General features: G+C 57.3%; 21 protein-coding genes and 2 pseudogenes. 5 read left to right on the plus strand and 18 right to left on the minus strand.

Annotation, left to right across the window (positions count from 1 at the left end; genetic code table 11):
- The first annotated feature begins 6 nt into the window (after positions 1-6).
- The 3 genes from J7394_RS03940 to J7394_RS03950 are packed head-to-tail and all read left to right on the plus strand — an operon-like array spanning position 7 to position 2515.
- Positions 7-1131: a cobalamin-independent methionine synthase II family protein gene (locus J7394_RS03940; protein ID WP_209251116.1), complete on the plus strand. Its 1125-nt coding sequence runs from the start codon at positions 7-9 to the stop codon at positions 1129-1131.
- Positions 1128-1823, plus strand: a complete 696-nt coding sequence (locus tag J7394_RS03945; protein ID WP_209251117.1) for an alpha/beta fold hydrolase — start codon at positions 1128-1130, stop codon at positions 1821-1823. Before J7394_RS03940 ends, J7394_RS03945 begins: the two co-directional genes overlap by 4 nt.
- The gene (locus tag J7394_RS03950) at positions 1820-2515 is read left to right on the plus strand and encodes an RraA family protein (protein ID WP_209251118.1); all 696 of its coding nucleotides are present in this window, start codon (positions 1820-1822) and stop codon (positions 2513-2515) included. Before J7394_RS03945 ends, J7394_RS03950 begins: the two co-directional genes overlap by 4 nt.
- A gap of 308 nt (positions 2516-2823) precedes the next feature.
- Here J7394_RS03950 and J7394_RS03955 read toward each other — a convergent pair.
- From J7394_RS03955 to J7394_RS03980, 6 genes and pseudogenes are all read right to left on the minus strand, one after another.
- Positions 2824-3255 (minus strand): annotated as a pseudogene (locus tag J7394_RS03955) (ABC transporter permease subunit); the annotation flags it as partial.
- A complete protein-coding gene (locus tag J7394_RS03960; protein ID WP_209251119.1) occupies positions 3230-3787 on the minus strand; it encodes a trimethylamine methyltransferase family protein in 558 nt (185 codons plus the stop codon). The pseudogene J7394_RS03955 and the gene J7394_RS03960, both read right to left, overlap by 26 nt.
- A 45-nt stretch (positions 3788-3832) precedes the next feature.
- On the minus strand, positions 3833-5206 hold the full coding sequence (locus J7394_RS03965) for an MmgE/PrpD family protein (RefSeq protein ID WP_209251120.1): 1374 nt from the start codon (positions 5204-5206) through the stop codon (positions 3833-3835).
- 8 nt (positions 5207-5214) lie between these two features.
- Positions 5215-6315, minus strand: a complete 1101-nt coding sequence (locus J7394_RS03970; protein ID WP_209251121.1) for a zinc-binding dehydrogenase — start codon at positions 6313-6315, stop codon at positions 5215-5217.
- On the minus strand, positions 6312-7142 hold the full coding sequence (locus tag J7394_RS03975; RefSeq protein ID WP_209251123.1) for a 3-methyl-2-oxobutanoate hydroxymethyltransferase: 831 nt from the start codon (positions 7140-7142) through the stop codon (positions 6312-6314). Before J7394_RS03975 ends, J7394_RS03970 begins: the two co-directional genes overlap by 4 nt.
- A 1-nt stretch (position 7143) precedes the next feature.
- On the minus strand, positions 7144-8148 hold the full coding sequence (locus J7394_RS03980) for a sterol desaturase family protein (RefSeq protein ID WP_371811926.1): 1005 nt from the start codon (positions 8146-8148) through the stop codon (positions 7144-7146).
- Between the two features lie 108 nt (positions 8149-8256).
- On the opposite strand from J7394_RS03980, the gene J7394_RS03985 reads away from it, so the two are divergent.
- A complete protein-coding gene (locus J7394_RS03985) occupies positions 8257-9135 on the plus strand; it encodes a LysR substrate-binding domain-containing protein (RefSeq protein ID WP_209251124.1) in 879 nt (292 codons plus the stop codon).
- Between the two features lie 30 nt (positions 9136-9165).
- Positions 9166-9261 (plus strand): annotated as a pseudogene (locus J7394_RS03990) (IS6 family transposase); the annotation flags it as partial.
- Positions 9262-9305: 44 nt separating this feature from the next.
- Here J7394_RS03990 and J7394_RS03995 read toward each other — a convergent pair.
- The 12 genes from J7394_RS03995 to J7394_RS04055 all read right to left on the minus strand — a co-directional run bounded on the left by J7394_RS03995 (position 9306) and on the right by J7394_RS04055 (position 23758).
- A complete protein-coding gene (locus tag J7394_RS03995) occupies positions 9306-10802 on the minus strand; it encodes an aldehyde dehydrogenase (NADP(+)) (RefSeq protein WP_209251125.1) in 1497 nt (498 codons plus the stop codon).
- A gap of 10 nt (positions 10803-10812) precedes the next feature.
- Entirely contained in the window at positions 10813-11961 is a 1149-nt protein-coding gene (locus J7394_RS04000) for a fumarylacetoacetate hydrolase family protein (protein ID WP_209251126.1), read from the minus strand.
- Complete coding sequence (locus tag J7394_RS04005; RefSeq protein ID WP_209251127.1) at positions 11958-12740, minus strand: alpha/beta hydrolase; 783 nt, start codon at positions 12738-12740, stop codon at positions 11958-11960. The genes J7394_RS04000 and J7394_RS04005 overlap by 4 nt, the downstream gene beginning before the upstream one ends.
- A gap of 2 nt (positions 12741-12742) precedes the next feature.
- Positions 12743-13366, minus strand: coding sequence for a helix-turn-helix domain-containing protein (locus J7394_RS04010; RefSeq protein ID WP_209251128.1), 624 nt, complete (start codon positions 13364-13366; stop codon positions 12743-12745).
- Positions 13363-14712, minus strand: a complete 1350-nt coding sequence (locus J7394_RS04015) for a substrate-binding domain-containing protein (RefSeq protein WP_209251130.1) — start codon at positions 14710-14712, stop codon at positions 13363-13365. The genes J7394_RS04010 and J7394_RS04015 overlap by 4 nt, the downstream gene beginning before the upstream one ends.
- A 14-nt stretch (positions 14713-14726) precedes the next feature.
- Entirely contained in the window at positions 14727-15698 is a 972-nt protein-coding gene (locus J7394_RS04020) for an ABC transporter permease (RefSeq protein WP_209251132.1), read from the minus strand.
- On the minus strand, positions 15695-16639 hold the full coding sequence (locus J7394_RS04025; protein ID WP_209251134.1) for an ABC transporter permease: 945 nt from the start codon (positions 16637-16639) through the stop codon (positions 15695-15697). Before J7394_RS04025 ends, J7394_RS04020 begins: the two co-directional genes overlap by 4 nt.
- A complete protein-coding gene (locus J7394_RS04030) occupies positions 16636-18153 on the minus strand; it encodes a sugar ABC transporter ATP-binding protein (protein WP_209251135.1) in 1518 nt (505 codons plus the stop codon). Before J7394_RS04030 ends, J7394_RS04025 begins: the two co-directional genes overlap by 4 nt.
- A 61-nt stretch (positions 18154-18214) precedes the next feature.
- Entirely contained in the window at positions 18215-19345 is a 1131-nt protein-coding gene (locus tag J7394_RS04035; RefSeq protein ID WP_209251137.1) for a substrate-binding domain-containing protein, read from the minus strand.
- A gap of 25 nt (positions 19346-19370) precedes the next feature.
- Positions 19371-20654: an amidohydrolase family protein gene (locus J7394_RS04040; RefSeq protein WP_209251139.1), complete on the minus strand. Its 1284-nt coding sequence runs from the start codon at positions 20652-20654 to the stop codon at positions 19371-19373.
- 769 nt (positions 20655-21423) lie between these two features.
- A complete protein-coding gene (locus J7394_RS04050; protein WP_247748033.1) occupies positions 21424-22887 on the minus strand; it encodes a M81 family metallopeptidase in 1464 nt (487 codons plus the stop codon).
- Positions 22888-22903: 16 nt separating this feature from the next.
- On the minus strand, positions 22904-23758 hold the full coding sequence (locus J7394_RS04055) for an alpha/beta fold hydrolase (protein ID WP_209251141.1): 855 nt from the start codon (positions 23756-23758) through the stop codon (positions 22904-22906).
- Positions 23759-23766: the final 8 nt, after the last annotated feature.

A 23766-nucleotide genomic window follows, 5' to 3' on the forward strand; every position in this document is an offset into this window, starting at 1 on the left:
GTCCCGATGACCGTAAAGACCACGCATGTTGGATCCCTGCCCCGCTCGCAGGACGTGGTGGATTACATTTTCGCCCGTGAAAACGGCAAGCCGTATGATGCCGCAGGTTTTGATGCATGCATGACCGAAGCGGTCTCCGAGACGGTGCGCAAGCAGGTCGAAGCCGGGGTGGATATCGTCAGCGATGGCGAGACCTCAAAGATTTCCTACGCCACCTACGTCAAGGACCGCTATACCGGGTTTTCCGGTGACAGCCCGCGCAATGCACCTGCGGATCTGAAGATGTTTCCCAGCTTTTTGCAGCGCCTGGCCGATGATGGCGGCACCCCGAAATATGCGCGCCCCATGTGTACGGGGGAGGTACGTTCAAAAGGGCAAGGCGAGTTGCAGAAGGACATCGCCAACCTCAAGTCAGCGATGTCCCAGCACGGGATCGACCGAGGCTTCATGAATGCCGCCTCGCCAGGGGTGATTTCGCTGTTTCTGCAGAATGACCACTACCCAACACGCGAGGCGTATCTGGCCGCGCTGGCCGATGCGATGAAAGAAGAATACGAAACCATCGTGGCCGCCGGTCTGGACCTTCAACTGGATTGTCCCGATCTAGCCCTTTCGCGGCACATGTTGTTCACCGATCTGTCGGACGACGCGTTCGTGACGATCGCCAATATGCATGTCGAGGCCCTGAATCATGCTCTACAGAACGTCCCGCAGGACCGTGTGCGCGTGCATATCTGTTGGGGCAATTACGAGGGGCCCCATTGTTGTGACATCGCAATGGACAAGGTGTTCTCCACTCTGATGGCGACCAAATCGCGCTATGTGCTGTTTGAAACTTCGAACCCGCGACACGCCCATGAATGGACCGTGTTCCGCGACCGGAAAGATGAGATACCTGATGACAAGGTACTAGTGCCCGGCGTTGTCGATACCACCACGAATTTCATCGAACACCCCGAGCTTGTAGCGCAGCGCATCGACCGTTTCTCGGGCATCGTAGGGGCGGATCGGGTGATTGCAGGCAGCGATTGCGGTTTTGGTACCTTCGCGGGGTTCGGAGCGGTTGATCCGCAGATCGCCTATGCCAAATTGGCAGCGCTGTCGGCAGGGGCAAAGCTGGCTGCGTCATGACGCCTTTGATCTTGCTGCCTGGCATGATGTGCGATGCGCGCCTTTTTGGTCCGCAGATCGACGCGCTGTCAAACAGGGTCCCGTTGATGAGCTTCCCGCTAAGCCAGCAGGACAGCGTTGGGGCCATGGCCGCCGAGATTCTGAACAACGCCCCTCCGCGCTTCGCTTTGGCGGGGCTGTCGATGGGTGGGATTGTTGCGATGGAAGCGCTGCGTCAGGACCCGGATCGGGTGGAACGCCTTGCTTTGCTGGATACCAATCCGCTGGCAGAGGCGTCCGAGGTCAAAGCGCGCCGTGCACCGCAGATGGCCACCGTGCGCGAGGGGCGCTTGCGGCAGGTTATGCGCGATGAGATGAAGCCCAACTATCTGGCGGATGGTCCACGACAGGGCGCCATTCTGGATCTTTGCATGGCTATGGCCACGGATCTGGGGCCGGACGTCTTTCTACGTCAGTCGCAAGCGCTGATGGATCGCATCGACCAACGCGCAACCCTGTCGGCCTATACCGGCAAAACGCTGGTTCTGTGCGGGCGTGCCGACGGTCTTTGCCCTGTCGAACGCCACCAACTTATGCACGATCTTCTGCCAAACAGCGTGCTGACGATCATTGAAGACGCAGGGCACCTGCCCACACTGGAACAACCACAAGAAACCACGGCGGCCCTGATCCGCTGGCTGGAGGACTCATGACCCCATCGCTTCTGTCTCTGCTTCGCAAGGTCGACACGCCCACTGTATGCAACGCCATTGAAGTGGCGCAGGGCAAACGAGGCTTTGATCAGTTCACCCGGGGCACCATGCAGTGCTCTGCCCCCGATGAGCCAGCAATTGTCGGCTATGCCCGCACCGCCAAGATCGCTGCTATTCACCCGCCAACCGAGCCAGCAGATGTGATCCGGGCGCGGCGCATGGCCTATTACAAATATATGGCTGAGGCCCCAAAGCCATCTGTCGCTGTGATTGAGGATGTAGATTACCCGGACTGTATCGGCGCCTATTGGGGTGAGATCAACACCACCGTCCACAAAGGTTTTGGCATGTCGGGGGTCGTAACCAATGGCGTCATGCGCGATCTTGGGGACCTACCCGATGGGTTTCCGGTGGTCGCCGGTTCAATCGGCCCGAGCCATGGGTTCGTCTACATACGCGAGATTGATACACCAGTTTCCGTGTTTGGCTTAACTGTAAGCCCAGGTGATCTGATACACGCTGACCGTCACGGAGCACTGGTGATACCAGAGGATGTTATCGTGCAACTGGAAGCGGCGATCCAGAAATTGCTGGTGACAGAACGTATCGTCCTGGATGCTGCACGCCAATCCGGATTTGATTTTGAAACCTTTGAAACCGCATGGGCCGAGTTCGAAAAGGCAAGAGTTTGATTGCGTCTGACGCATCGACTCTAGAAATCATTGGCGCATGAATTGACCGTTTTTTCTAAGGGGCAAATCACAAGCCTGACGAGGTGAGCCAGCACCCGCTCACCCTAGACTCAGGATTATAGATTTCCATTCAGCCACGTAGTTTATCGCGTAAAAACGAGCGATGAACATGTCTGATCGCAGCCCTGAAGCCTAACTGTCCGCAATCGACTTCGCAGCAACCGTCCTATTCTGGTTTTGAATCCTGCCTCTCGCACGTTCTGAGCCAATCTATCCAACAACCGTTCGTAGGTATTGCTGCCAATGCCTCAACCTCCCTCAAATCGTCGGAAAGCCAAGGCAATCAAGCCGGCGATGGCCATGTAAACCAGTGCAAGCAACAGCAGGGGCTCGTAGACCACAAATGTGTCTGCTCGAACCCGGGACGAAACCGCATATATCTCGACCACTGTGATCGTTGCCACGAGTGGTGTTGCTTTGAGCTGCAAGATGGTTTCTCCGCCCAAGGTTGGCAGAACATTACGTACGGCTTGGGGTAGCCAGATCCGGCGGAACATTGTGAAACGTGGCATCCCGAAAGACTTTGCAGCCTCCAACTGGCCTTTTGCCACGCCTGAAAACGCGCCTCGCATGACCTCGCCCTCATATCCCGCAAAGGATAGCGTCAGCGCTAGGACTGCGTAGGGCCAAGCCTGACGCAGGTAGGGCCAAAGCTCAGACGACCGTATCCAGGGAAACTGCAGGCTTTCTGGTTCCAGCTGCGCACGCGTAGGCAGTGTTTAACTCCATCGCATGCGGGTCAAGAATATCTCTCGCGACAACCGTGCGTTGGAACATATGAATGTTGGGAAGGGCTTCAGCCAAACGCGCCATGTCATGCAGGTCGGACAATGTTGTGTCGCGTACCTTGCCAGTTTTACTGTCCACGATGTGCACCGCTGCGCCGGATGTACCAAGATGAATGCGCGTACCTGACGGGTCGAGATCACATTCGGGCGTCTGACCGTGCAGATTGAAGCCACGACCGGCGGTTTCCATGACGCGCTCAACCATGTCGGCAGGAAAGAGCAGCCTGCCTGCCTCGGAGACCGAACCACCTGCGGCAATGACGGTGTCAACACACCGGGGCGTGGCGCGCGCGATGCCGATCTCAGCCAAGATACGCAGCGCCGTTTGATGGATGGCCTCGATTCCGTCTTTGGGAATTGGACGGTATTGCCCCCCCTTCGATCCCAGGCCAGATCGAGGTTGCAGGGCCTGAACCCGCACCACCTTGCCGCGCCGCGCGGCGCGCGTTGCGCCCTGATCGAACTCTACTCATCGGACAAATCCTTCTTCGAAAAAGAGGTCAAGTACGGAGGGGGCCTGCGGCCAGTCTTGTAGTTTAGCAATCCAAACCGTGCACCTGGCATTCGCTTCGAACATCTGACCAAGATTTGCTTTGAACTTGGCCAAGACGTCGCGTTGAGTCATTGGGATATCTGGTGCGCCGACCGGGTACACACAGCATTCCTCGATACGCTCGCCTGTCCGTAGAATGACCTCGATACGGTCGGGGTCTTCTGGGCTGTAGTTCAGATCGGGTCTTTTTGGTGAGAACGGTCGAAGATCGCAGCGCACTATCAATTCCGAGATTGGGGGGCGTTTCCAAGCTTCACTCTCAAGATCGGCAAGTGTCAGATCTCCCTCAAGGAGCCCTATTGAGACAACAAAAGGGGCACTAAAGAGGGCTTCCGCGCGCGATTTCGGACTGCGAAACGGCAGAATAGCCGCGTGGAAATCAGGCATATGCAGAATGACCTGCGAAATCTCTTCGGCTTGAATGCGCGCGCGGATCGCCAAGGCGCAAGTCATGATCCGATGGGTGTAGCCGCAGCTTGGCCATGGCTTAAGAACCAAGCCATGTTCGCTAAGGGCGTATGACGTTCCGGTCTTTTGCAGGGCCTGCTCCAAACGGTCTGCGTTGAAACCACCCATAAGTGCCGCGAGGCCGCTGGGGTGATCCAACATGTGAGGCTGTGCACTGAGCCCTGCTTTGGCAAGGCAAGCGGCCTCCACACCGGCGCGTGCCGCAAACCCCGCTTGGACAGGCTTTGCATTTGAACCGAACTGACATGTGTAACCGGCAGCGGAACTGCAGGCCAAGGACATGGCTCTTGTCGTCTCAGTTGGGTTCAACCCCATCAGACGCGCACACCCCGCTGCTGCGCCTAGGGCTCCTAGCGTTGCCGTTGAATGCCACCCGGCGTCGTAGTGCTCAAAGTTCAAGGCTTCTCCCAGGCGGGCAATCACCTCGAAACCAGCAAGATAAGCACGAACCAAGTCCTCTCCGCTGGTATTTCGTTCCGCCACTGCCAGCAAAGCGGGCAGCAACACCACGGTCGGGTGCGTGTTACCGGGGATTTCCCAATCGTCGAAATCCAAAGCGTGCCCGGCCACTTCGTTTAGAAATGCTGCGTGGGGCCGTGAGAAACACTCAGACGATCCCACGACGCGAGACGGTCCTCCACCTCCCCCCATATGCGCGGCTGCTGACAGGCAGCGTTGTGCGACATCTGTCTTTGCGCCAACGATCATGCAGCCGAGGGTGTCAATCACACCGTCTCTTAGAATGGCCGTGGTCGCCTGATCAGGGGTCAGAACGTTCTCGGCTACAAATCTAGCAAGGCATTCAAGTGCGGTTTCGCTCATTTCGTATCCTAGTCGAACAAGATGACACCGCGTCCGGATTTGCCGGCCAACATGTCATCAATCGCAGTGTTGATCTGATCCAGCCGGTAGCGGCGACCGATCAGTTGGTCGACGGGCAAGTCGCCATCCTGGAAATGTTGACCGTACTCCTTGAAATCTCGTGTCGTGCAGCACGACCCAAAGATCGACCCAGTTACCATGATCTCAGACCGCGTGATCCCGGTCGATGGCAAGTCAATTGTCGCATCGTTGGCGTCCATCCCAACAAAGGTCACCTGTCCTCCAGGACGACAGTAGTCTATGGCGGCGCGCTGCAACACGCGCTTTCCGGCGGCTTCAAAGACATGATCCGTTCCATGCTCAGTTAGGTCCTGAATAGCTGCACCTACGTCTTCCTTTGCATCCACGAAATGCGTGGCGCCGAGCTGGCGTGCCTTGCCCTCGGCCTCGGGTGACGCGTCTATGGCGATGATCTGCGCGGCACCCGCAAGCTTTGCCCCCATGATGATTGAGAGCCCAACGCCACCTGCTCCGATCACAGCGACCTTGTCACCGTTCGCAACTTTGGCCCGGTTCAAAGCAGCCCCGACACCGGTGGTGACGGCACAACCCAAAAGTGCAGCGATTTCAAAAGGAACAGCTTTGTCGATCTTCACGCAGCTCACTTGCGGCACGACCACAGTCTCGGCCCAACAAGCGAGCATCGACAAGTGGTAAACCGGTCCACTTGCATTCGAAAACCGGCAGGAGCCATCCAGCATGGTTCCTGCCCAAAGTGGCTCTTTGTAGGCTTGGCACAGGTGGGTTTTTTCATTCTTACAGAAGAAGCACGCCCCGCAATAGGGAATCCAACTGAGCACGACGTGATCGCCTAGCTCGAGACCCTCTACGCCGTCCCCCAAGGCTGTGACCGTACCTGCGCCTTCATGTCCAAGCACGACGGGCAATTCGTGACCGGCTTGGCCAGACATGACGTGATAGTCTGAATGGCAAACGCCCGCAGCGCCCATGGTAACGCGCACTTCACCGGGTCCTGGTTCGGCCAAATCAAGCTCTTCAACGCGAAGAGGTTGGCCAATGCCGTACATAACCGCTGCCTGCGTCTTCATTGCTTGCCCCCGTGGATTGCGGTACGCAGTGCTTCGAGTGCCTCTTGTGGCGTCGCCACAGAGACTTCAGGGCCAGGATAAGCGCCGGAGCGCGCCTCCTCCGCAAAACACTTTAGGGCGGAAACCCGAGCTGTCTGTAGATCCGCCAAGCGCGCAACAAAATCCTCATAGGCTTTGACATGACGCGGTGCGTTTACAGTCGTCCCCAAGGTGTCCTCGGTGAATTGGAACACGATATCGGCATGCGGACCGGAACCAATAGAACTTACCGAAAGCGACGTCGCCTTCGTGATTTCAGCTGTCAGCTCTGCTGGAACGACTTCAATCTCGACCGCGTAGGCGCCCGCATTCTCCAGATCGCGAACATCCTGCCAAAGACGCCGCGCCTCCACTGGAGTCTTCCCGAATGCGCGCAGGCCGCCAAGCCAGATGCTTTTTCGCGGCACAAGCCCCGCATGCCCCATCACGGGAATAGCCGCTGCAGACAGGTACTCGACCCAACGGACCGGGCCGCAGAAATACACAGCATCCGCCCCATCTTCCATCGCCTCGTAGGCAGCGCGTAAGAGGTCTTGCTGGCTCGCAAAACAAGTCAATGGCAATGCCGCGTTCAAAAAAATAGTTGGGGCAGCAGCACGCACCATTCGCAGTTCGTCACCGACAGAGACGCTCAGCATGTCAAGTCCAGCCTCTGCAGCAGCGCTCGCTTCCTCTACGGTCGTTGCGGTCGCCTGCACCAGTTTCCTTTGGCCCTTCATGGCTAGGATATCGGCAACTGTCAGCTGCCGGACCGCTGGATCGCCCCCCATTGTGTAGATCCGCTTCATGCTACCGCCCCAAACGACGCTTACGGTCGCGGATACGCCGCGTGGCTTCAGGAGTCCCATTGTGGAATGAACCAAAAACAACATCCCATGGCACTTCAGCGGTGCCGTAGTTGCATTCGAAAAAACGATGATGCAGCTGGTGGAAGAAATCCCCAAGCGCCATGCGCTTGCGATCTTTGACGAACAGCTTTTCAAATCCGGCATGCGAGACCGCCGGATTAAGCGCCAGATTGTACAAGTGAAAGATGACGTGGATTGGGTCGGACGGAACGACAAAATGGATCAGAACAGAGGAGAAATAGCCAATGTGCTCGAGTGGGTGCATCGACATGCCCGACCATGGACCGACGTTGACGTTGCGATGGTGGAGTGAATGCACCCGCTTGTAGATTGGCGGCCAGTGCAAAAGGCGGTGTATCCAATAGAAATGGAACGACGCCCACAAGGGGATCAGTACGAACCAAGCGGCCGACCAAATCGGTGCGCCAGTGATGCTCAAGACAGGCGCAAACCCGTTGGCTGCACACCAGAAATATGAAACCTCAAAGATGGTCCAAACGGTGACCCCTGATGCCAACGACCAAGAGACATTGTCGTAGATCTGATTGCGGAAGGTGAAATTGCGATTGTTCACAGCAAGATCGCGGGGGTCAAACTTGGTGGCCTCTCCTTGACGGCGCCAGCGCCAAAGCCAAAGGTGAAGGCCCCCCGCGACCAGGACGAGCAAAATCATGTTGCGAGCCCAGATCGTCATGATCCAAGCAAAATCAAACGTCTGCATGGCCTCCCAAGTCGGCTGCGTGACCCACCAGATCGCAATAGCAAGTCCTAGTTCGATCACTGTGGATGACAGCGTCAGCCAATACGCGGCAAGCCACTTCACGGCTCGTACAGGTTGGGGTGGCCAAACGAAAACCGGGCTCACAGGAATGGGCAACGCGGGGTTCCACGTCCACTCTTTGGCACCGCCTTCCGGCACAGAATGGTCCGCAATCTTGTCCTTCACCCTGCAGAGCCCATGCGATTCACGTTTAGTGCAACATTTTTGGGCTTTTTCTGACCACAGGAGAACGCCTAAAAGAGCTATACAGACTATTCCATGAGAGAATACTTGATGCCTGTATTGAACTGGAAGCTACTCACAGCCTTTGAGGCCGTTGCCCGACATCTGAATTTCACGCGCGCCGCAAGCGAGCTGAACGTCCAACAGCCGTCGGTAAGCCGCCGAGTGGCAGAGCTGGAGGCAGAGCTTGGTGTCAAACTGCTCGTTCGAACACGCCCAAATGCAGCACTGACTGCGGAAGGTGATCTGCTGTTTCAGGCCGTTTCTGGGGGCATCTCTCAGGTCGCAGACGCCATGAACCAGATAAAGGCGCAACCAGATCGGAACGTTGTCGTCGTGAACACAACAATTGGATTCGCAAGCTGTTATCTGATGCAACGATTGGCAGAGTTTCGCTTGAAACATCCTGACATCGCTGTTGAATTGGTCTCTCGCGACCAAAACGAAGCCTATAAGAGCGAACAAGCAGATGTGTTGATCGTTTTCGATGACCCAAAAAGCTTACCAACCGCGAAGACCCAGCGCATTTTCTCCGAGCGGCTCGTTCCAGTTGCGAAACCCGGCCTGTTTCATGCAGTTGGCGATTTGGACGACCTTGTGCGGTATGAGCTGCTGCACCTTTCCACCGGTGTGCACGCACGAGATTGGGATATCTATTTCAAAGGAACGAACATCGCGCCACCTGCGCCCAGATCAGAGCAGAAGTTCACCTCGTTCATGGTGTACCTGCAAGCGGCGCTGAATGGGGACGGCGTCATTCTGGGGTTGGAAACGCTGCTGCAAAGCCTGCTGGCCCAAGGTCAGTTGACGCGGCTAACAAACAGAACCGTTCAGACCCAAAGGGGATATTTCGCCTGTATGACCGAGCACGCCGAGGGAAATCCCTCGGCTTTTGCATTCAGGAACTGGGTCTCTTCTCTGGCGCCTTAGTTCAGGTCTAACGTTTCGGAAAACCCAGCCCAAACGGCCAGGTCCAAGTATCTGAACAGCCTGATCGAGCAGGATCATCAGTCTATCAAGCGTGGCATACGGTACATGCGCGGGTTCAAATCGTTCATTTTGAGCAGGCCTGTTTGTGTGTCATACGGTTCCGCTTGAATTCAGCCCTCAATACCGAGGCTATCAGGTGCATTCTGATAGCAAACAGGTCGCAAGAAACGACGGATCGAAAGAGTACCTACGCTTGTTGCCCCGAAGTTTGTCGATGCCGGATAAGGGCCGCCATGCACCATACTGTCAGCAACTTCGACACCCGTCGGAAACCCATTGAACAATACGCGGCCGGCTTTGCGTTCCAGTATTGGCATCAGTTTGGCGGCATGGGAAGTGTCGTCTTGATCCATGTGTATAGTCGCAGTCAGCTGACCCTCCATGGCCCGTGCGATCGAAGCGAACGTGGCGACATCTTTGGCAACAACCACAATACCCAATGGCCCAAAGACCTCGTGCGCCAAGACCGGACTTGCTTTGAAATCGTCGGCCGAAACCCGGTAGAGAAAGGCCCCCACATCCCGGTTCTCAGCCGTTCCCGAAACCACCGCCGCGACCGTGGGCTCGGATGCGATGCGATCACGACCTTCGCAAAACGCGCGGGCAATGCCATCTGTCAGCATGGTCTGCGGGGCCGTATCCTGCAGCGCCGCGGCAGCCTCGGCTATGAATAGCTCAGCGTCTGATCCTTCAGGCACAAGGGCAATCCCGGGATTGGTACAAAACTGGCCTGCCCCCATAGTTAAGGACGCCGCCCAACCCTTCGCGATCTCTGCACCACGTGATTTCAGGGCGGCGGGCAGCAGGAACATCGGATTGACCGAACCTAACTCACCAAAAAACGGGATCGGCTCTTCACGCGCTGCACATAGGTCGAACAAGGCCCGGCCACCGCGCAAGGAACCTGTGAAGCCAACCGCTTTGATAAACGGATTCTGAACGAGTGCGCCGCCAACGGCAACGCCACCATCCTGCACAAAGCTGAAGACACCCGGATGCAGGTCAAGGCTCTGTCGGGCGGCGTCGATAGCCTCGGCCACGATCTCGCCTGTACCCGGATGTGCCGGATGACCTTTGACCACCACAGGACACCCCACCGCCAGCGCCGCAGCGGTATCACCACCAGCCGTCGAGAAGGCCAAAGGAAAATTCGATGCGCCAAAAACGGCCACCGGGCCGATCGGGCGTTGAACCATTTTTAAATCCGGGCGCGGCAAGGGCTGGCGATCCGGCAAGGCTGCGTCATGGCGGTAGTCCAAGTATGCGCCATCGCGGATGTGGTCAGCGAACAGGCGCAACTGCCCAGTTGTGCGGCCCCGCTCACCTTCCAGCCTTGCGGTAGGCAGACCAGTTTCAGAGCAGCCAATTTCAGTTATTTCCGCGCCGCGCTTTTCGATCTCATCGGCAATTCGTTCAAGAAACACGGCGCGCTCTTCGCGCGTGGAATACCCATAGGACCAAAAGGCATCCTCCGCAGCGGCGCACGCCTGTTCCACAAGGCCCGGTGTTCCCGCCGAATAGGTTTTGGCATCACCAGTTGCAGGCGCAGAATGAAAGCTTCCTTCACCTGCCATCCATTCGCCAGAAATCAGGCTGTGTCCGTTCATGTCTATGTCCTTAAATCAGTTTGCGTTTAGCAAGGTTTTTCATCAGCGCGCTGGTGCCGAAAACCCAGGGTGGGCACTCGGTTGAGAGGCGCACAGTGTTGGCCAATGTGCCCAGTAGCGGGTTCGATATTTCGACGAGATCACCCATTTTATGCGTAAAACCTCCACCCGGCGCGTCGCGGTCTTGCGTGGGCGCAAAAAGCGTACCCAGCATCAGGAAAAAGCCGTCAGGGTATTGATGATGTGCGCCACGGGTCTGTCGAACGAGGTCTTCCGGATCACGGCTGATCTCGGCCATCGAACTGTTGCCGTGCAATTCAAAACCATCTTCACCAATCACCCGAAGCGATAGCTCAGCCCGTCGCACGTCATCAAGACCAAAGCTGCCATCAAAAAGCCGGAGCATGGGACCGATAGCGCAAGAAGCATTGTTGTCCTTGGCTTTGCCCAACAAAAGCGCCGAGCGTCCTTCAACATCGCGCAAGTTGACGTCATTGCCCAGCGTCGCGCCCTTGATACGAGCAGCACTGTCGACGGCCAAAACCACTTCGGGTTCCGGGTTGTTCCAGGTTGAGATCGGATGCAGCCCGATGCTTGCGCCAACTCCAACAGCCGACATAGCCTGAGATTTGGTGAAGACCTCGGCATCAGGTCCAATCCCAACCTCAAGGTATTGCGACCAAACATCCTCGGCGATCAAGGCGTCTTTCAAAGCCAGTGCTTTTTCAGATCCGGGCACTACCGCGCGCAGGCTGTCGCCCAAAATCTCGGTGCAGCGGGCCCGGATTGCATCGGCTTTGGCCGGATCGCCTTTTGCTTTCTCTTCGATTACACGTTCCAGCATCGACGACACGAAGGTCACACCACAGGCTTTGATCGGTTGCAGGTCCGAGGGTGCGAGGAAATAGGGCTTGGACGGGTCAGGTGTTTCGGTTGAGTTGGCTGTGATCTGGTCGACGCTGCCGATATCCGTGCCGTTTGCAGCCTGTACCACAGCAGCCGGATCGTGCTGCTCCAAAAGTGCCTGCATCGTTGGGGTGTCTGACGAGGTGATATCGACAAGACGGTCGCTTCGCCGCGTCACCACCGCGGGGCCTTGTGCCTGCGGCAGCCAGATCCGACCGACGAATGTTCCGATTTCGGGCAGGTTCAGAGTCATTTGCTGTTTCCCAGTGAATAGAGTTTGGACATAAGCTCGTCGGCTTGGTCGCAAGCGGCCCATGTCAGCGACATGTGGTCCGCGCCGTCGATCACATGCCAACCAGCGTTTTCGGATTGCGACATCAGTGCCCCGCCCCGCAGGTATTCCGGGGTTTCGGTGCTGCCATTGACGTAAAGGACAGGCGGCCGGTTTGTTTGCGGGGACAACGTGAATTCCGCAACCTCGTCAACCGTCAGGGCCAGCTCCTCTTGCAGAAAAGACAGGCGCACAGGGGCCAGATCATAAATGCCACTCAGCGACAGAACACCCAGCGTTCGTGTGGCCAGAGCGTCATCGGTCAGGGCAGATAACGCCAGATGCGCGCCTGCGGAATGGCCAATCAAGACGAACCGCGCCGCGGGATAGGCCCGCGCCAGCAAATGCAAAGCCGTTTTGGCGTCTTCCACGACATCGGCCAATCGAACCTCGGGCATAAGGCGGTATTCGACATTGGCCACGTTTGCCCCCGCTGACAGAAACGCGGGCACCATGAAACGATGCGCTTCGGCCTGCAGCGCCCGCCAATAGCCACCGTGAATGATGACCGGCAAAACCGAGTTCGAACCTTTGCCTTCGGTCCATTCCACCCATTGGCGCGGATGATCTCCATAGGCCGCTCTTGTAAAAGAGCGCCCCTGAGCCACCGCGTCGCTGTCTTGCGCCATACGATCCAAAGCATGGGTAAAACCGGGAATGACCTCTGAGAATTTGAGTTGGCGGTCCCAAAAGGCCTGCATCTCTAAACCTCTTCCTTGGCGATTTGCCCGTAGGCCTGCCGCAATGCACGGGTCTGTAAATCGGTAGCACCGCGTGTGGCATCCAGGACAAGGCCGATAACGGCAATGCTGGTGGCCGTGCTTTCGACTGGGATCAGGGCGACATTGGTGCAGCGGGCGACGCGGCCTTCGAACCAACGCAGACTGATTTCCGTAACCTCTCCGATGTTGAAACTCGGGATGGTCTCGAACCCGTAGGACCGTTGAAGAGTCGTCCCGCGTGTCTCACGCCCAATCGAATGAGGGCCCATATGAAGGTCCAAATCCTGTGCCATGGCCAGAAACGATGTCAGCTGCGTGTTTTGGCGTAGTTGTAATAGAATAGGTTGAACCAAGGGCGCCAGGCGGCCGACCCCGAATCCTTGCAAACCAATCCGGATGGCAGACATGCCGGGCAAGTAACAGCCCTGCGCGTCCCGACGTAGCATTCCTTCTGCTTCAAGCGTCGCGGTGTGCCGGTATCCACTGCTGGCAGGCAGCCCTGCCGCCCGGATCAACTCTGCCGGAGAACCATGCGCCTCATGTGCGGGTGCGTTCAGAACGGCCTGGAAGGTGTCAATTGCGCGTTCATAGGCGGATTGGGTCATGCTGTAGCACTCCCTTTGACGGATCGTTTTTCTTGGCGCAAGGCTGGGCCCTGCGAGAGGATGGCGTCATCCGGAAAATCCCAGGCGACATGTAGTTCGGCCCAGCTATCAGCCTTGACCGAGGGCGTTTCCAATCCTCGCGGCAACACGATCTGAACGGGCTCTTCTACACGCTGCGGAACAGTATTTCCGCCGAGGATATCCAGCGCCAGCCCTAGCGCCCGTGCGCCCATACTGGCTGGGTAGTCCAGCGCTGCCATAGGTACCTTGTGATGTAGGCACAGTTTATACATCTCGTTCAGATCTCCGCCGGTATGGGCAGGGACATCGCAGCCGCCATCCAGGAAACGCTTAACTGAACCTACCCCTTGCAAACCGCTGTCACACCAGACCCCATCCGGGGGCCGCTGCGCCTCGGCCAGCACCCTGTCGACGGCTTCATATCCACCTGCCTCAGTCCAATCTGTGTAGCTGACGTTTTCGACCTGAATTCCGGGGAATTCGGAAAACACGGCCAATGCGGCCTGTTGCCGGCGCAGGGCTGGGCTCGCCCCGTCCAGACCGCTGAGCATCCAGACCCGGCCCTGACCCGACAAAAGCTCGGCCATCCACTGGGCACTGATCCGTCCGATCCGGTGGTCCGAGGCGGTTACGAAGGACACAAGCGACGACCGATCATTGGGTCGCCGGTCGACGGCAACGATCGGCAGACCTTGTGCGGCGAGTTCTCCCAGCCGATCACTCAGCGCCGTATCATTGACCGAAGTGATCGAGATCAACAGCAGGTCGATCCCCTTTGCCACAAGCTCGTCGATCTGTTGCAGTTGCAAGGTCGGGTCATCCTGCGCGTCCAGCACGATAAGCCCGTCGATCTGAGGTTGCGCGATCCGTTCCGCGTAGAACAGGCTTTGCAACATTGCGCGACGCCAGGCGTTGCTGGTTGACGCGTTGGAAAAACCGATCCGATACGGGGCCGGGCGCTGATACCGGCCGGCATCGACCGTCCGGACGAGCGCAGGATCCCATTCCAGATCTGGGGTATTCTCTGGCATCTCGGCTCCTGATAGGTCAGGCCGGGCGAGGAGTTTCTTGCCTTCGGTCGTTTCGGGAACTTCAAGCGCGGCAAAGATCATCTGGCGGGCTTTCGGCCCAAGCCTTAGAAACCCGTGATCAAACCGTTCCAACCAACCTGCGGCGACCATCGCCCGCAACAATCCAAAACCGGTGGAACGGGTAACACCCAAATCCTCAAGGATGTCATACGTGCGGCGCGGTGTATTGCTGGCGTCGAACCCTTTCAGAATCGCCGCGATGCGTTGCACGTTTGATTTGTCATCCTGAGACATGAACGCCTTCCCGATCAGCTCTGCGACCGTTTCATGTAAACGGCTGCGGCGAGGATAATCAGCGTACCCTTAATCACCAACTGCAACTCGATCGACAGGCCAAGGATGACGACGATGTTGAACAAAGATACCAGGATCAGCGCTGCCAGTAACACGCCAGGCACCGAGCCTTTGCCACCCGACAGTGCCGCGCCGCCGATTACAGCTGCTGCGATACTATCCAGTTCATACCCGCGCCCGGTCCAGTTATCGACAATACCGACATAGCCAACAAGGAACAGCCCTGCGATGGCAGCCAGCACGCCCGAGATGACAAAGGCCATAACAACCAACAGGCGGGTCGGCGCGCCGGTCATGTACGCTGCGTCCGGGCTGTCTCCGTAGAGTTTCAGGCGACGGCCAAAGACGGTTCTTTCCAGAAGCCAGTGCATTCCGAAACCCACGATAGCCAGTGCGATCAGCGCAACAGGGACACCAAAAATATCGCCCGTTGCGAGCCAACGGAACGTGTCCGGCAATGTCCCGCCCGGCGCGCCTTTGGTGTAGGCAAAGCGCACACCTTGAAGCACGATCATGGTGGCGAGAGTAGCAAGGAACGGAGTCACTTTTCGATAGGCAACAAGGTAGCCGTTAATTGCACCTATGAACGCGCCCAACAGCAAGCCCACGATGAAGATCACCGGCGTTGAATCAATCTGCGAGGTCGAAAGAACCGCAACAGTCGCCATGATCGAGGCAACAGACAGGTCAAGCCCTCGGACGATGATGACGATCATCTGACCAATTACAACAAAGCCCAAAGGTGCGGCCTGGATCAGAATGTCCTTCAGGTTTGCCGGGGTCAAAAACCTTGGCGACAAGGCAGTTGTCACCGCCCAGATCACGGCGAGAAAGCCCAATAGGATCAGCAACTCTCGGCGTTGTGTCGCGCGAACGGTGTTGCGGTTGGGTTTGGTGCTTGCGGGGTTGGTGGCTGTCGCGGTCATGACTTGCTCTTTCCTGCAAAGAATGAAACGGCGGCGATGATGATCAGACCTTCGGCAATCCACTGGTAGTAGCTTGAGATGTTCATGAAATTCAGAACGTTGGCCAGAAACGCCAGCAGGATCACCGCCAGAGCGGTTCCCAGAACGCCGCCCTTGCCTCCGGCCAACAACGTCCCGCCGACAATCACCGGTGTGATCGAGCGCAGATCGAACCCGACTCCCGCGCGCGGATCTCCGACGCCAAAACGCCCCGTCATGTACATCGCCGCTACGGCGCATAGCAGACCAGACAGGGCATAGATCGCCACCTTGGTCTGTTTCACCGGTAGGCCCGAGACGGCAGCGGCGGCCTCATTGTCGCCGATGGCGTAGATGCGGGTACCAAACGTCGTGCGCCATAGCATGAAACCGATCAGCAGATACAGCGCGATGACAAACACCATGCCGAAGGGCATCACGCCCAGTCGACCATAGGTAAAATCCTCGAAGAACAAGGGTACCGAACCCGATGGCTGTCGCGTGATCAACAACGCAGCACCTGCAAGAATTGTCGAGGTGCCGAGCGTGGTGATCAGGGGGTGCACGCCGATATAGGCCGTGATCCCTCCGTTGACCATGCCGATCAGGATGCCAAGCGCGACCACGGCAGCCATCGCCAACAACAAAGTCCCCGTTGTATCTCCGGCAATGGCGGCAAAAACCACGCAGAGGAAACTCAATGCCCCGGCATAGCTGAGGTCGATGCCGCCGGACAGGATCACGATGGTCTGCGCCAGGGCGACAATCGCCAAAGCAACCATCTGGTCCTGCACGTTGGCCATGTTGAGCGGGGTTGCAAAACGATCCGAGGACGTCATACCAATCACAAAGACTATGGCAATCAGGGCGACCACTACCAGATGAACGGGCTGGGCGCGCGTGGCGCGGGCGATCGTGCTCATGCCGCTACTCCGTGATGGGTTGATGTTTCGGCAGCGGCGACTGTGATGATCGCCTCTTCGGTGATCTCGTCCCCGACCAGTTCTTTCGCCAGTTCACCGTCGCGCATGACATGCACGCGGTCACAAAGCCCTACGATCTCAATCAACTCCGAAGAGATAACCAGCAGGGCCATACCTTCATCCGCCAACTCACGCAGGGTCTTATAGATCTCGGATTTTGCACCGACATCGACGCCGCGCGTCGGCTCATCAAGGATCAGCAGCTTAGGCCGGTTTTCGAGCAAGCGCGCGATCAGGACCTTTTGCTGGTTGCCACCTGATAGGGCTGAGATTGGCAGACCCACATGGTCAACAACTACGCCCCGGCGTTCTTTCAGAACTGCCGCGCGACGTTCCTCATGCCCCGGTGGGATGGCGTTGTGATGTACGCCAAAACCCGGCGTCGTCGCCGCAAAGTTCCGCGCGACGGACGAGTTCAGGAACAAACCATCATCCTTGCGAGACTCTGTCAGCATCAGAATACCCGCCTCGATACAACCCGCCGGATCACGGTGCGGCATCGGTTCACCCATCAGGGTCACATTACCGCTCGAAGGCTCCGCCCCGAACAGGGCCAGCGCCAGTTCCGTTCGGCCTGAGCCGACCAGACCGGCGAGTCCGACGATCTCGCCTGCATGGACATCCAGATTGGCAGGCGGAAGGTGCGGAGCCACCACAAGGTTCTCCACCTCCAACACCTTCTCACCCGCCGTTGGGTGCGCGGCCTTGTGCGGGAAGAGGTCACCTAGCTCGCGCCCCACCATGGCAGCAATCACGCTGTCATGTGTGTAATCTGTGGTCGGCCCTTTCGAGGTTACGACCCCGTCCTTGATCACCGTGATATCGGTGCAAATCTCGAAAATCTCATCCAGACGGTGCGAGACATAAACCAGCCCCATCCCCCGTTCCCGCAAGTCATTGATGATGCGGAACAGGTGCTTGGTCTCGTTCTGGCTCAGCACGGCCGTGGGTTCATCCAGGATCAGAACCTTGGCTTCGACGCGCAGCGCTTTGGCGATCTCGACCATCTGCTTGTCAGCAACGGACAGGGTTTCGACCAGATCATCGGGGTTCAAAGAAATCCCCAGATCATCGAGTAAAACCTGCGCATTCTGTTTCAGCGCCTTGCGGTCGATCAGGCCCAACTTGGTACGCGGCTCGGCGCCCAAGTAGATGTTCTCTGCAATTGACAGCGCACCCAGCACCGAGAATTCCTGATGCACAACCGCAATCCCGGCGGTGAGGCTCTGGCGCGGATCGGACCAGCCCGCTTCCTTCCCTTCGAACTCTACATGCCCTCCAGTTGGGGTGTAGAGCCCAGTCAGCAGTTTGATCAGGGTCGATTTCCCGGCTCCATTCTCACCACAAAGTGCGACGGAGTGATGACCATGGACTTCGAACTCGATCCCCTTGAGCACTTCATTGGGGCCAAATGACTTGCTGAGGCCGCGCGCGGCCAGATATGGCTGTGCCATTGTTCTCTCCTCCCGTGGTGGCGGGGCGATGCGATGCCGCCCCTGCCTGAGTTGATCCCGTTTACTTGGGATAGACCGCCGAGAAGGTGGCCGGATCGTAGTCGGCCCCGACGCCAGAGGACATGATCACCGAGCCGGGCTTATCCATCAGCGCGTAGTCTGCGACGAACACGTCGGCCTGCACGGATGGGGTTTCGTGCCCTTCAGACACAACTACCTGCTGGTTCACCTCGATCCGCTTCGGGATGCCTTTTCCGTCGAGCACGTCAAACAGAACCTCAAAGGCACGTGCGCCCATGGCTGGCGGATAATCGATGCCGATCATCGGAACATCGTTGTTCACCGAAAGCTGATACATCGCGTTGAAGTCACCACCTGTGTGTGGCGGGATGGAACCCGCCTCATATCCAGCGGCCAGAAAGGCTTCGATCGAGCCCGAACCTTGCAGGCCCGAGTCCGCCCAGACACCCGAAATCTCATCTCCGTATTTTTGGATCAGCGCTGACATGATGGTCTTGCCATTGGCAGGCGACCAACTTGTATATTGGGTTTCCAGCACCTCAAGCTCGGGGAACTGGTTGAACACTTCCATGGCTGCCTGAATGCGGGCTTCGGCAGGCGATGCCCCGGCCAGACCGCCAAGCATGACAACTTTGCCTTTGCCGCCCAGCTTTTCAGCCAACCACTGCGCAGAGATGCGGCCAAGTGCTTGGTCAGATGCAGTTACGAAGCTGATGAAGTTTTCATCCGATGGTACCGAGCGGTCGACCAGAACTACCGGGATGCCCTGACGTTTGGCGCGGCGAATGACCGGGTCCATCGCCTCGGCCGTTGCAGGCGAGATCAGCAGGATATCGACGCCCTGCGCGATCAGATCCTGCACGTCGGCAGCCTGCTTGCTGGGATCGTCATTTGCGTCGGTAATGATGAAACGGTTCAGCTTGTCGGCATTGCGTTCCGCTGCCGCTTCGATGCCATGCAACATCGCCACACGCCACGGGTTCGAGATTGAGGCGTTCGAGAACCCGATCGTATAAGGCCCCTCTTTCTTGTACTCGGCGGCGTCATAGATTTCCGACGCGCCCGGGTTCCACAGAAAGGTGCGCGGCACCCCTTGATATCCTTCCGCCATCGCCGATCCGGCAAACAGCCCCAGAGTCGCGGCGGCGGCCGCGGTTTTCAAAATACGCATGCGTTTCCTCCCTAACGTATTGATTTTATTCGGCAGCGCGGATCAAACCGCCTGCATTGATGCCGGTCCGGGGGTCTTTGAACATCACCCCGTCCTTCATGATCATCGACAGATTGTCCTGATGCTGAACCAGGCTGACATCCTGCGTGACGTCGCCCTTGACCAGCAGCAGGTCGGCCAAGAAGCCCTCTTTCACCTGACCGATTTGATCCTCCATCTGCATCAGTTGCGCGCCAACGTTTGTGGCACAGCGCAGCGCCTCGACAGGCGAATAGCCGAAGTAGCGCACGAAGTGCTCCAGATCACGGGCGTTTTGCCCCATCGGCGTGATGGCAAAACCATAGTCCCCGCCGACCGCCACACGCAGCCCGCGTTTGCGGATTTCGTGATAGGTGGCGCAGGTGGCATCGAACTTGCGAAATAGGTTCATTTGCTCGGCCACTTCTTTGGTGAGACCGACGGCATCTCCCTCGCGGGTGGCGTTGTGGACCAGTCCAAAAGCGGGGCCGAGGATGACGCGATCCTTGGCCTCTTCCAGCATGTCCAATGCTTCTTCATCCGCGAAATCGCAGTGATAGATGCAATCGACGCCATGACGCACAGCCATTTTGACCGACTCAGAAGAACGCGCGTGAGCTGCAACAGTTTTACCGTACTTCTTGGCAACAGCTATGAAAGCCGCCAGTTCATCATCTTCCAGTGGTGTGATTTCGGCCCGCGCAAAGGATACGAACTCATCCCCCGAGATATTGATCTTCATGTTGTCGACGTTATCGCGCACGCATTCGCGCGCTACGCGCCGCATCTCGATTGGGCCATCGGCAACCAGACCAAAGCTCTCCTGGTAGATGTGCCGTTTGCGTTCATCCCCCAAACCGGCGGTGGTGGTGATCTCGGGGCTTGAGGCGCGCATACGTGGCCCATCTAGCAAACCCTCGTTAATCGCGTCGCGTGCCGTGACACCTAGCATTGGTTTGGCCGAGGCTGCTTCGAAGATCGACGTAAACCCGTGACTGAGCAGCAAGCGTAGGTTCTGCGCCGTCAGCAACATATGCTGCTCGGGGCAAAGCTGACCAAGCTCCCATGGCTCGCCAACCCCGGTAAAGCTGGGATGGCAATGACCTTCGACCATGCCCGGCATCAGCGTGTGGCCCGTGCCGTCAATGACTTCACCCGACACGTCTGACGAAGCGTCTTCGCCTTTGGTGATTGCGGAAATCTTGTTTCCCGTAATCGTGACTGCACCGGGATAGCACGTTTCTGACACGCCATCCCAAATCTGCGCGCCCTTAATAGTGATTTGTGACATGTTTTCCTCCCAACCCGCTGGAACTCAATCGCTGCGGTCGAGAAAAACCTGCATTAAATCCTCACTATTAGGCAGGCCCCAAATCCCTCTGGAAACCCATATATTGGACTACGCCAATTTATGGACTAAAGTGGCTGAATTTCCCGAAACATAGTAGAGTAAGTCCTGTCTCACCGTCTGAATGTTGGAAGCAATTCGTCTGCAGCAAACGATCGCCATCAAGAAGAGTTGTACTAGGGTCGAGGTGGTTCTGTTGCGAAGTTTTGGTTGGATAAAGAGAACGCGCTGTAGCAACAAGTTTAAGAGGCAAGTTCCGCGAACTGGCGCAACGGACAGAGCCCGTACGTGATTTGGCCTTTTAGGATCACGTGCGCCACTTCTATTCCGTTCAACGCTGCTCATGCTGATGCGAAGGCTTTGAGTCCCAGCATCAGGCGGGTTCGTCTTTTGATGAAATGGCGATCGTGTTCCACAAAGGTGTTCAAGTATTCCCGCCAGACCATTTCACTTGGGACTAGGCAACCAAAGCCTTTCAACATTTTGTTTATGGCCTGGATGCCAGCCGTGTTAGCTCCTCTTTTGTCGACAACGTACTTTCTCGGAAGGCAGTTGTCCTCCAAAGTCCGGGCAAAGAATGTGGTGGAGGCAGGTTTGTTCCGAAGCTGCGAAAGCATGAACTTTCTTTCGGCTGAAATACTCCGGCCGCTATTCACCCTCTGCGTTCGTGAGCGTCAATAGCAAGATCTTTGCAACAGATCCGCCATCATCTTTAGATTTTACGAACCCCAGGGCGCAGTTTTGTATAGCTGACATCCGCGAGCTCACATGGAAATTGCCCCGGCGCGGCGCATATCAAGACCTCCTGAGCGATGGGCTCAAAATCGGCGCGGAAATGGGCCGTGCTTTTGACACATAGTATCCGCGCATCTTCCGGTTCCAGATTGAACAAACGTATTTGCGCCAGATCCAGACATTGATTTCGAATGCTGGTGACAAGGACATGGATCTGCGTTCCGGTTATCTGCAATGCGACCGACGGGCCGAGCGTTGCAACACCACCGCCGTACATTTCACCCGTATAGCGGCATTGACCGTCACTCAGGTGATGTATTCGCACCTGAGCCCTGTAGGGGGCGTCGCCGGGGCTTTTGCCGCCAATCTCAGCCTCGAACTCGGCACCTTTGCCCAATTCGTGAGCCTTGGCGGCAAGCTGCGGATCATGCAGGAGCCCGAGTATGGCTAGCGGCGCATTCTGATGCACAAGCTCACGTAGCAATCCTGTCGTGTCGGACGACGCTCCAGCCCCCGGATTGTCCTGCACATCCGCGATTACAACGGGCCGTCTGCCGCTTGCACGCTGTGCGGTTTCAATGGCTTCTTTTGAGCTTAGCAAGGAGGTATCGAACTGCTTTTCAGCTGCCTGGAGCTTGGCGAAAAACTGGGACGCCATTGCGTCTGCCTCGGCCTGAGACGCGCTGTAGGCCAAAACAGACGGTCCACAATCAGCGGTATCAGCTGCAGTAAATCCCACAGCGAGTTCTACCAGTCGCGCGCCCGGCCCATCAAAGGCATCCAGCGCGTTGTAGAGCGTTTTGGCAGGGTCAACTCTGGTATACTGACTGTGCAGCGGGATCAGATACTCACCTTGGCGCCACGCTTTTGCAGGCGGGCCATTTGTGCAGATGTCGCGCATCATTCGAAAGGCCCGCGCGCCTGTGTTTGCCATGTCCAGATGCGGATAGGTGCGGAAAATGGTCATCGCATCCGACAGATCCACCATTCGCCTCGAGATATTGGCGTGCATATCAAGGCTTGCAACAAGCGGTAGGTCCGGCCCGATGACCTGCCTGATCCGTGACAACAGCTCTCCCTCGCCATCATCCCAGGACTCTGTGACCATGGCACCATGCAAGTCCAGGTAGACCCCATCCAACTGCGTCATGTCCGCCAGTGCTGTGGTGATGCGTTCGGCAATGGTGTCAAAAGCGTGATCCGCAACATTGCCGCCCGGTTCAGCAGCGCACCACAGGATGGGGCGCAACTCGACCTCATCCGCCAAGGCAGTTTTTGCGAAACCGGCTATAGGTAGGTTCATGCCCCGTGTGGTGTTCAGAACGTCTTGGCCACAAAGCAATTCCGGCCAGCTGTCGGCCTGTTCAAAGTCGCTCAGCTGTGTCGGTGTGTCGACGAAGGTGTTGGTCTCGTGCTGAAATCCTGCGATTGCAATTCTCATTAGACCCTTCAGCCGCTTATTGCTGCACCAATTCGGCGGTCAAAATCTCACGCAGTTTTGCCGCCACGATATCCGGTTTGTGCCGGGTCATCGAAACATGGCCGAGGCCGGGAATTTCGTGAAACACGCCGTTCGGCGCAAGATCAGAAACCACCTTGCACATGACCGGAGCAGTTTGAACATCCTCGGAAAAGGCGATGACATGTATCGGGACCGGGCAGGTTTTTAACCCCTCGCGGCAGTCGAATTCCAAACAGGCTTCCCACTGATCAATTGTTGCCTGCGGGTCGCGATCCCGAAAACGCTCGGTGTAGGATGCCTTGAGCTGCTCCCAAAGTTCGGGCTCGTGCAACGCCTTGGCCGGGAATGCGTAAACGGCATAGTGCGGCGCCAAGAAATAGTCAGGCAGGGTGATGCCATCCTTGCGCAGGTCGATCTCGGCCTGCATCCAGTCGCGCGTGAACCCGTCAATATACGCCGAAGTTCCCATCGGAATGGCTAGTCGCACATTGTCTGGGAAGTCTATCGCGGTTTGCTGCGTGACCAGCCCGCCCAGCGACAGACCGCATACGGTAGCTTGCCCGCCGGCAAAAGCGTCAATCACCGCCGCGCAATCCGCTGCGTAATCATGCATGGTCCAAGGTGGAGGGGGCGACTGCGTGTCACCCGCTCCCCGGGGATCATAAGTGATGCATCTAAAGTTATCTGACAGACGCGAGAATTGCTCGGAATAGGCCTCGGCCGTCTGATCGCCGCCGGGGACGAACACGATTGGCGGCCCATCCCCTTCGACCACGACCCGCATGGTGACGCCGCCGATGGTCAATTGATGTGTCTCGGCTCTCGGCCCAAATTCGGGGAAGGCTGACATTGGGGTGC

It is taken from the genome of Ruegeria sp. R13_0 (genome assembly GCF_017743995.1).
GTDB lineage: Bacteria > Pseudomonadota > Alphaproteobacteria > Rhodobacterales > Rhodobacteraceae > Ruegeria.

Excerpts from the sequence above, each read along its gene's own strand:
- J7394_RS03940 (WP_209251116.1), top strand. The coding sequence starts at position 7 with ATGACCGTAAAGACCACGCATGTTGGATCCCTGCCCCGCTCGCAGGAC.
- J7394_RS03945 (WP_209251117.1), top strand. The coding sequence starts at position 1,128 with ATGACGCCTTTGATCTTGCTGCCTGGCATGATGTGCGATGCGCGCCTT.
- J7394_RS03950 (WP_209251118.1), top strand. The coding sequence starts at position 1,820 with ATGACCCCATCGCTTCTGTCTCTGCTTCGCAAGGTCGACACGCCCACT.
- J7394_RS03965 (WP_209251120.1), bottom strand. The coding sequence starts at position 5,206 with ATGAGCGAAACCGCACTTGAATGCCTTGCTAGATTTGTAGCCGAGAAC.
- J7394_RS03970 (WP_209251121.1), bottom strand. The coding sequence starts at position 6,315 with ATGAAGACGCAGGCAGCGGTTATGTACGGCATTGGCCAACCTCTTCGC.
- J7394_RS03975 (WP_209251123.1), bottom strand. The coding sequence starts at position 7,142 with ATGAAGCGGATCTACACAATGGGGGGCGATCCAGCGGTCCGGCAGCTG.
- J7394_RS03985 (WP_209251124.1), top strand. The coding sequence starts at position 8,257 with ATGCCTGTATTGAACTGGAAGCTACTCACAGCCTTTGAGGCCGTTGCC.
- J7394_RS03995 (WP_209251125.1), bottom strand. The coding sequence starts at position 10,802 with ATGAACGGACACAGCCTGATTTCTGGCGAATGGATGGCAGGTGAAGGA.
- J7394_RS04000 (WP_209251126.1), bottom strand. The coding sequence starts at position 11,961 with ATGACTCTGAACCTGCCCGAAATCGGAACATTCGTCGGTCGGATCTGG.
- J7394_RS04005 (WP_209251127.1), bottom strand. The coding sequence starts at position 12,740 with ATGCAGGCCTTTTGGGACCGCCAACTCAAATTCTCAGAGGTCATTCCC.
- J7394_RS04010 (WP_209251128.1), bottom strand. The coding sequence starts at position 13,366 with ATGACCCAATCCGCCTATGAACGCGCAATTGACACCTTCCAGGCCGTT.
- J7394_RS04015 (WP_209251130.1), bottom strand. The coding sequence starts at position 14,712 with ATGTCTCAGGATGACAAATCAAACGTGCAACGCATCGCGGCGATTCTG.
- J7394_RS04020 (WP_209251132.1), bottom strand. The coding sequence starts at position 15,698 with ATGACCGCGACAGCCACCAACCCCGCAAGCACCAAACCCAACCGCAAC.
- J7394_RS04025 (WP_209251134.1), bottom strand. The coding sequence starts at position 16,639 with ATGAGCACGATCGCCCGCGCCACGCGCGCCCAGCCCGTTCATCTGGTA.
- J7394_RS04030 (WP_209251135.1), bottom strand. The coding sequence starts at position 18,153 with ATGGCACAGCCATATCTGGCCGCGCGCGGCCTCAGCAAGTCATTTGGC.
- J7394_RS04035 (WP_209251137.1), bottom strand. The coding sequence starts at position 19,345 with ATGCGTATTTTGAAAACCGCGGCCGCCGCCGCGACTCTGGGGCTGTTT.
- J7394_RS04040 (WP_209251139.1), bottom strand. The coding sequence starts at position 20,654 with ATGTCACAAATCACTATTAAGGGCGCGCAGATTTGGGATGGCGTGTCA.
- J7394_RS04050 (WP_247748033.1), bottom strand. The coding sequence starts at position 22,887 with ATGAGAATTGCAATCGCAGGATTTCAGCACGAGACCAACACCTTCGTC.
- J7394_RS04055 (WP_209251141.1), bottom strand. The coding sequence starts at position 23,758 with ATGTCAGCCTTCCCCGAATTTGGGCCGAGAGCCGAGACACATCAATTG.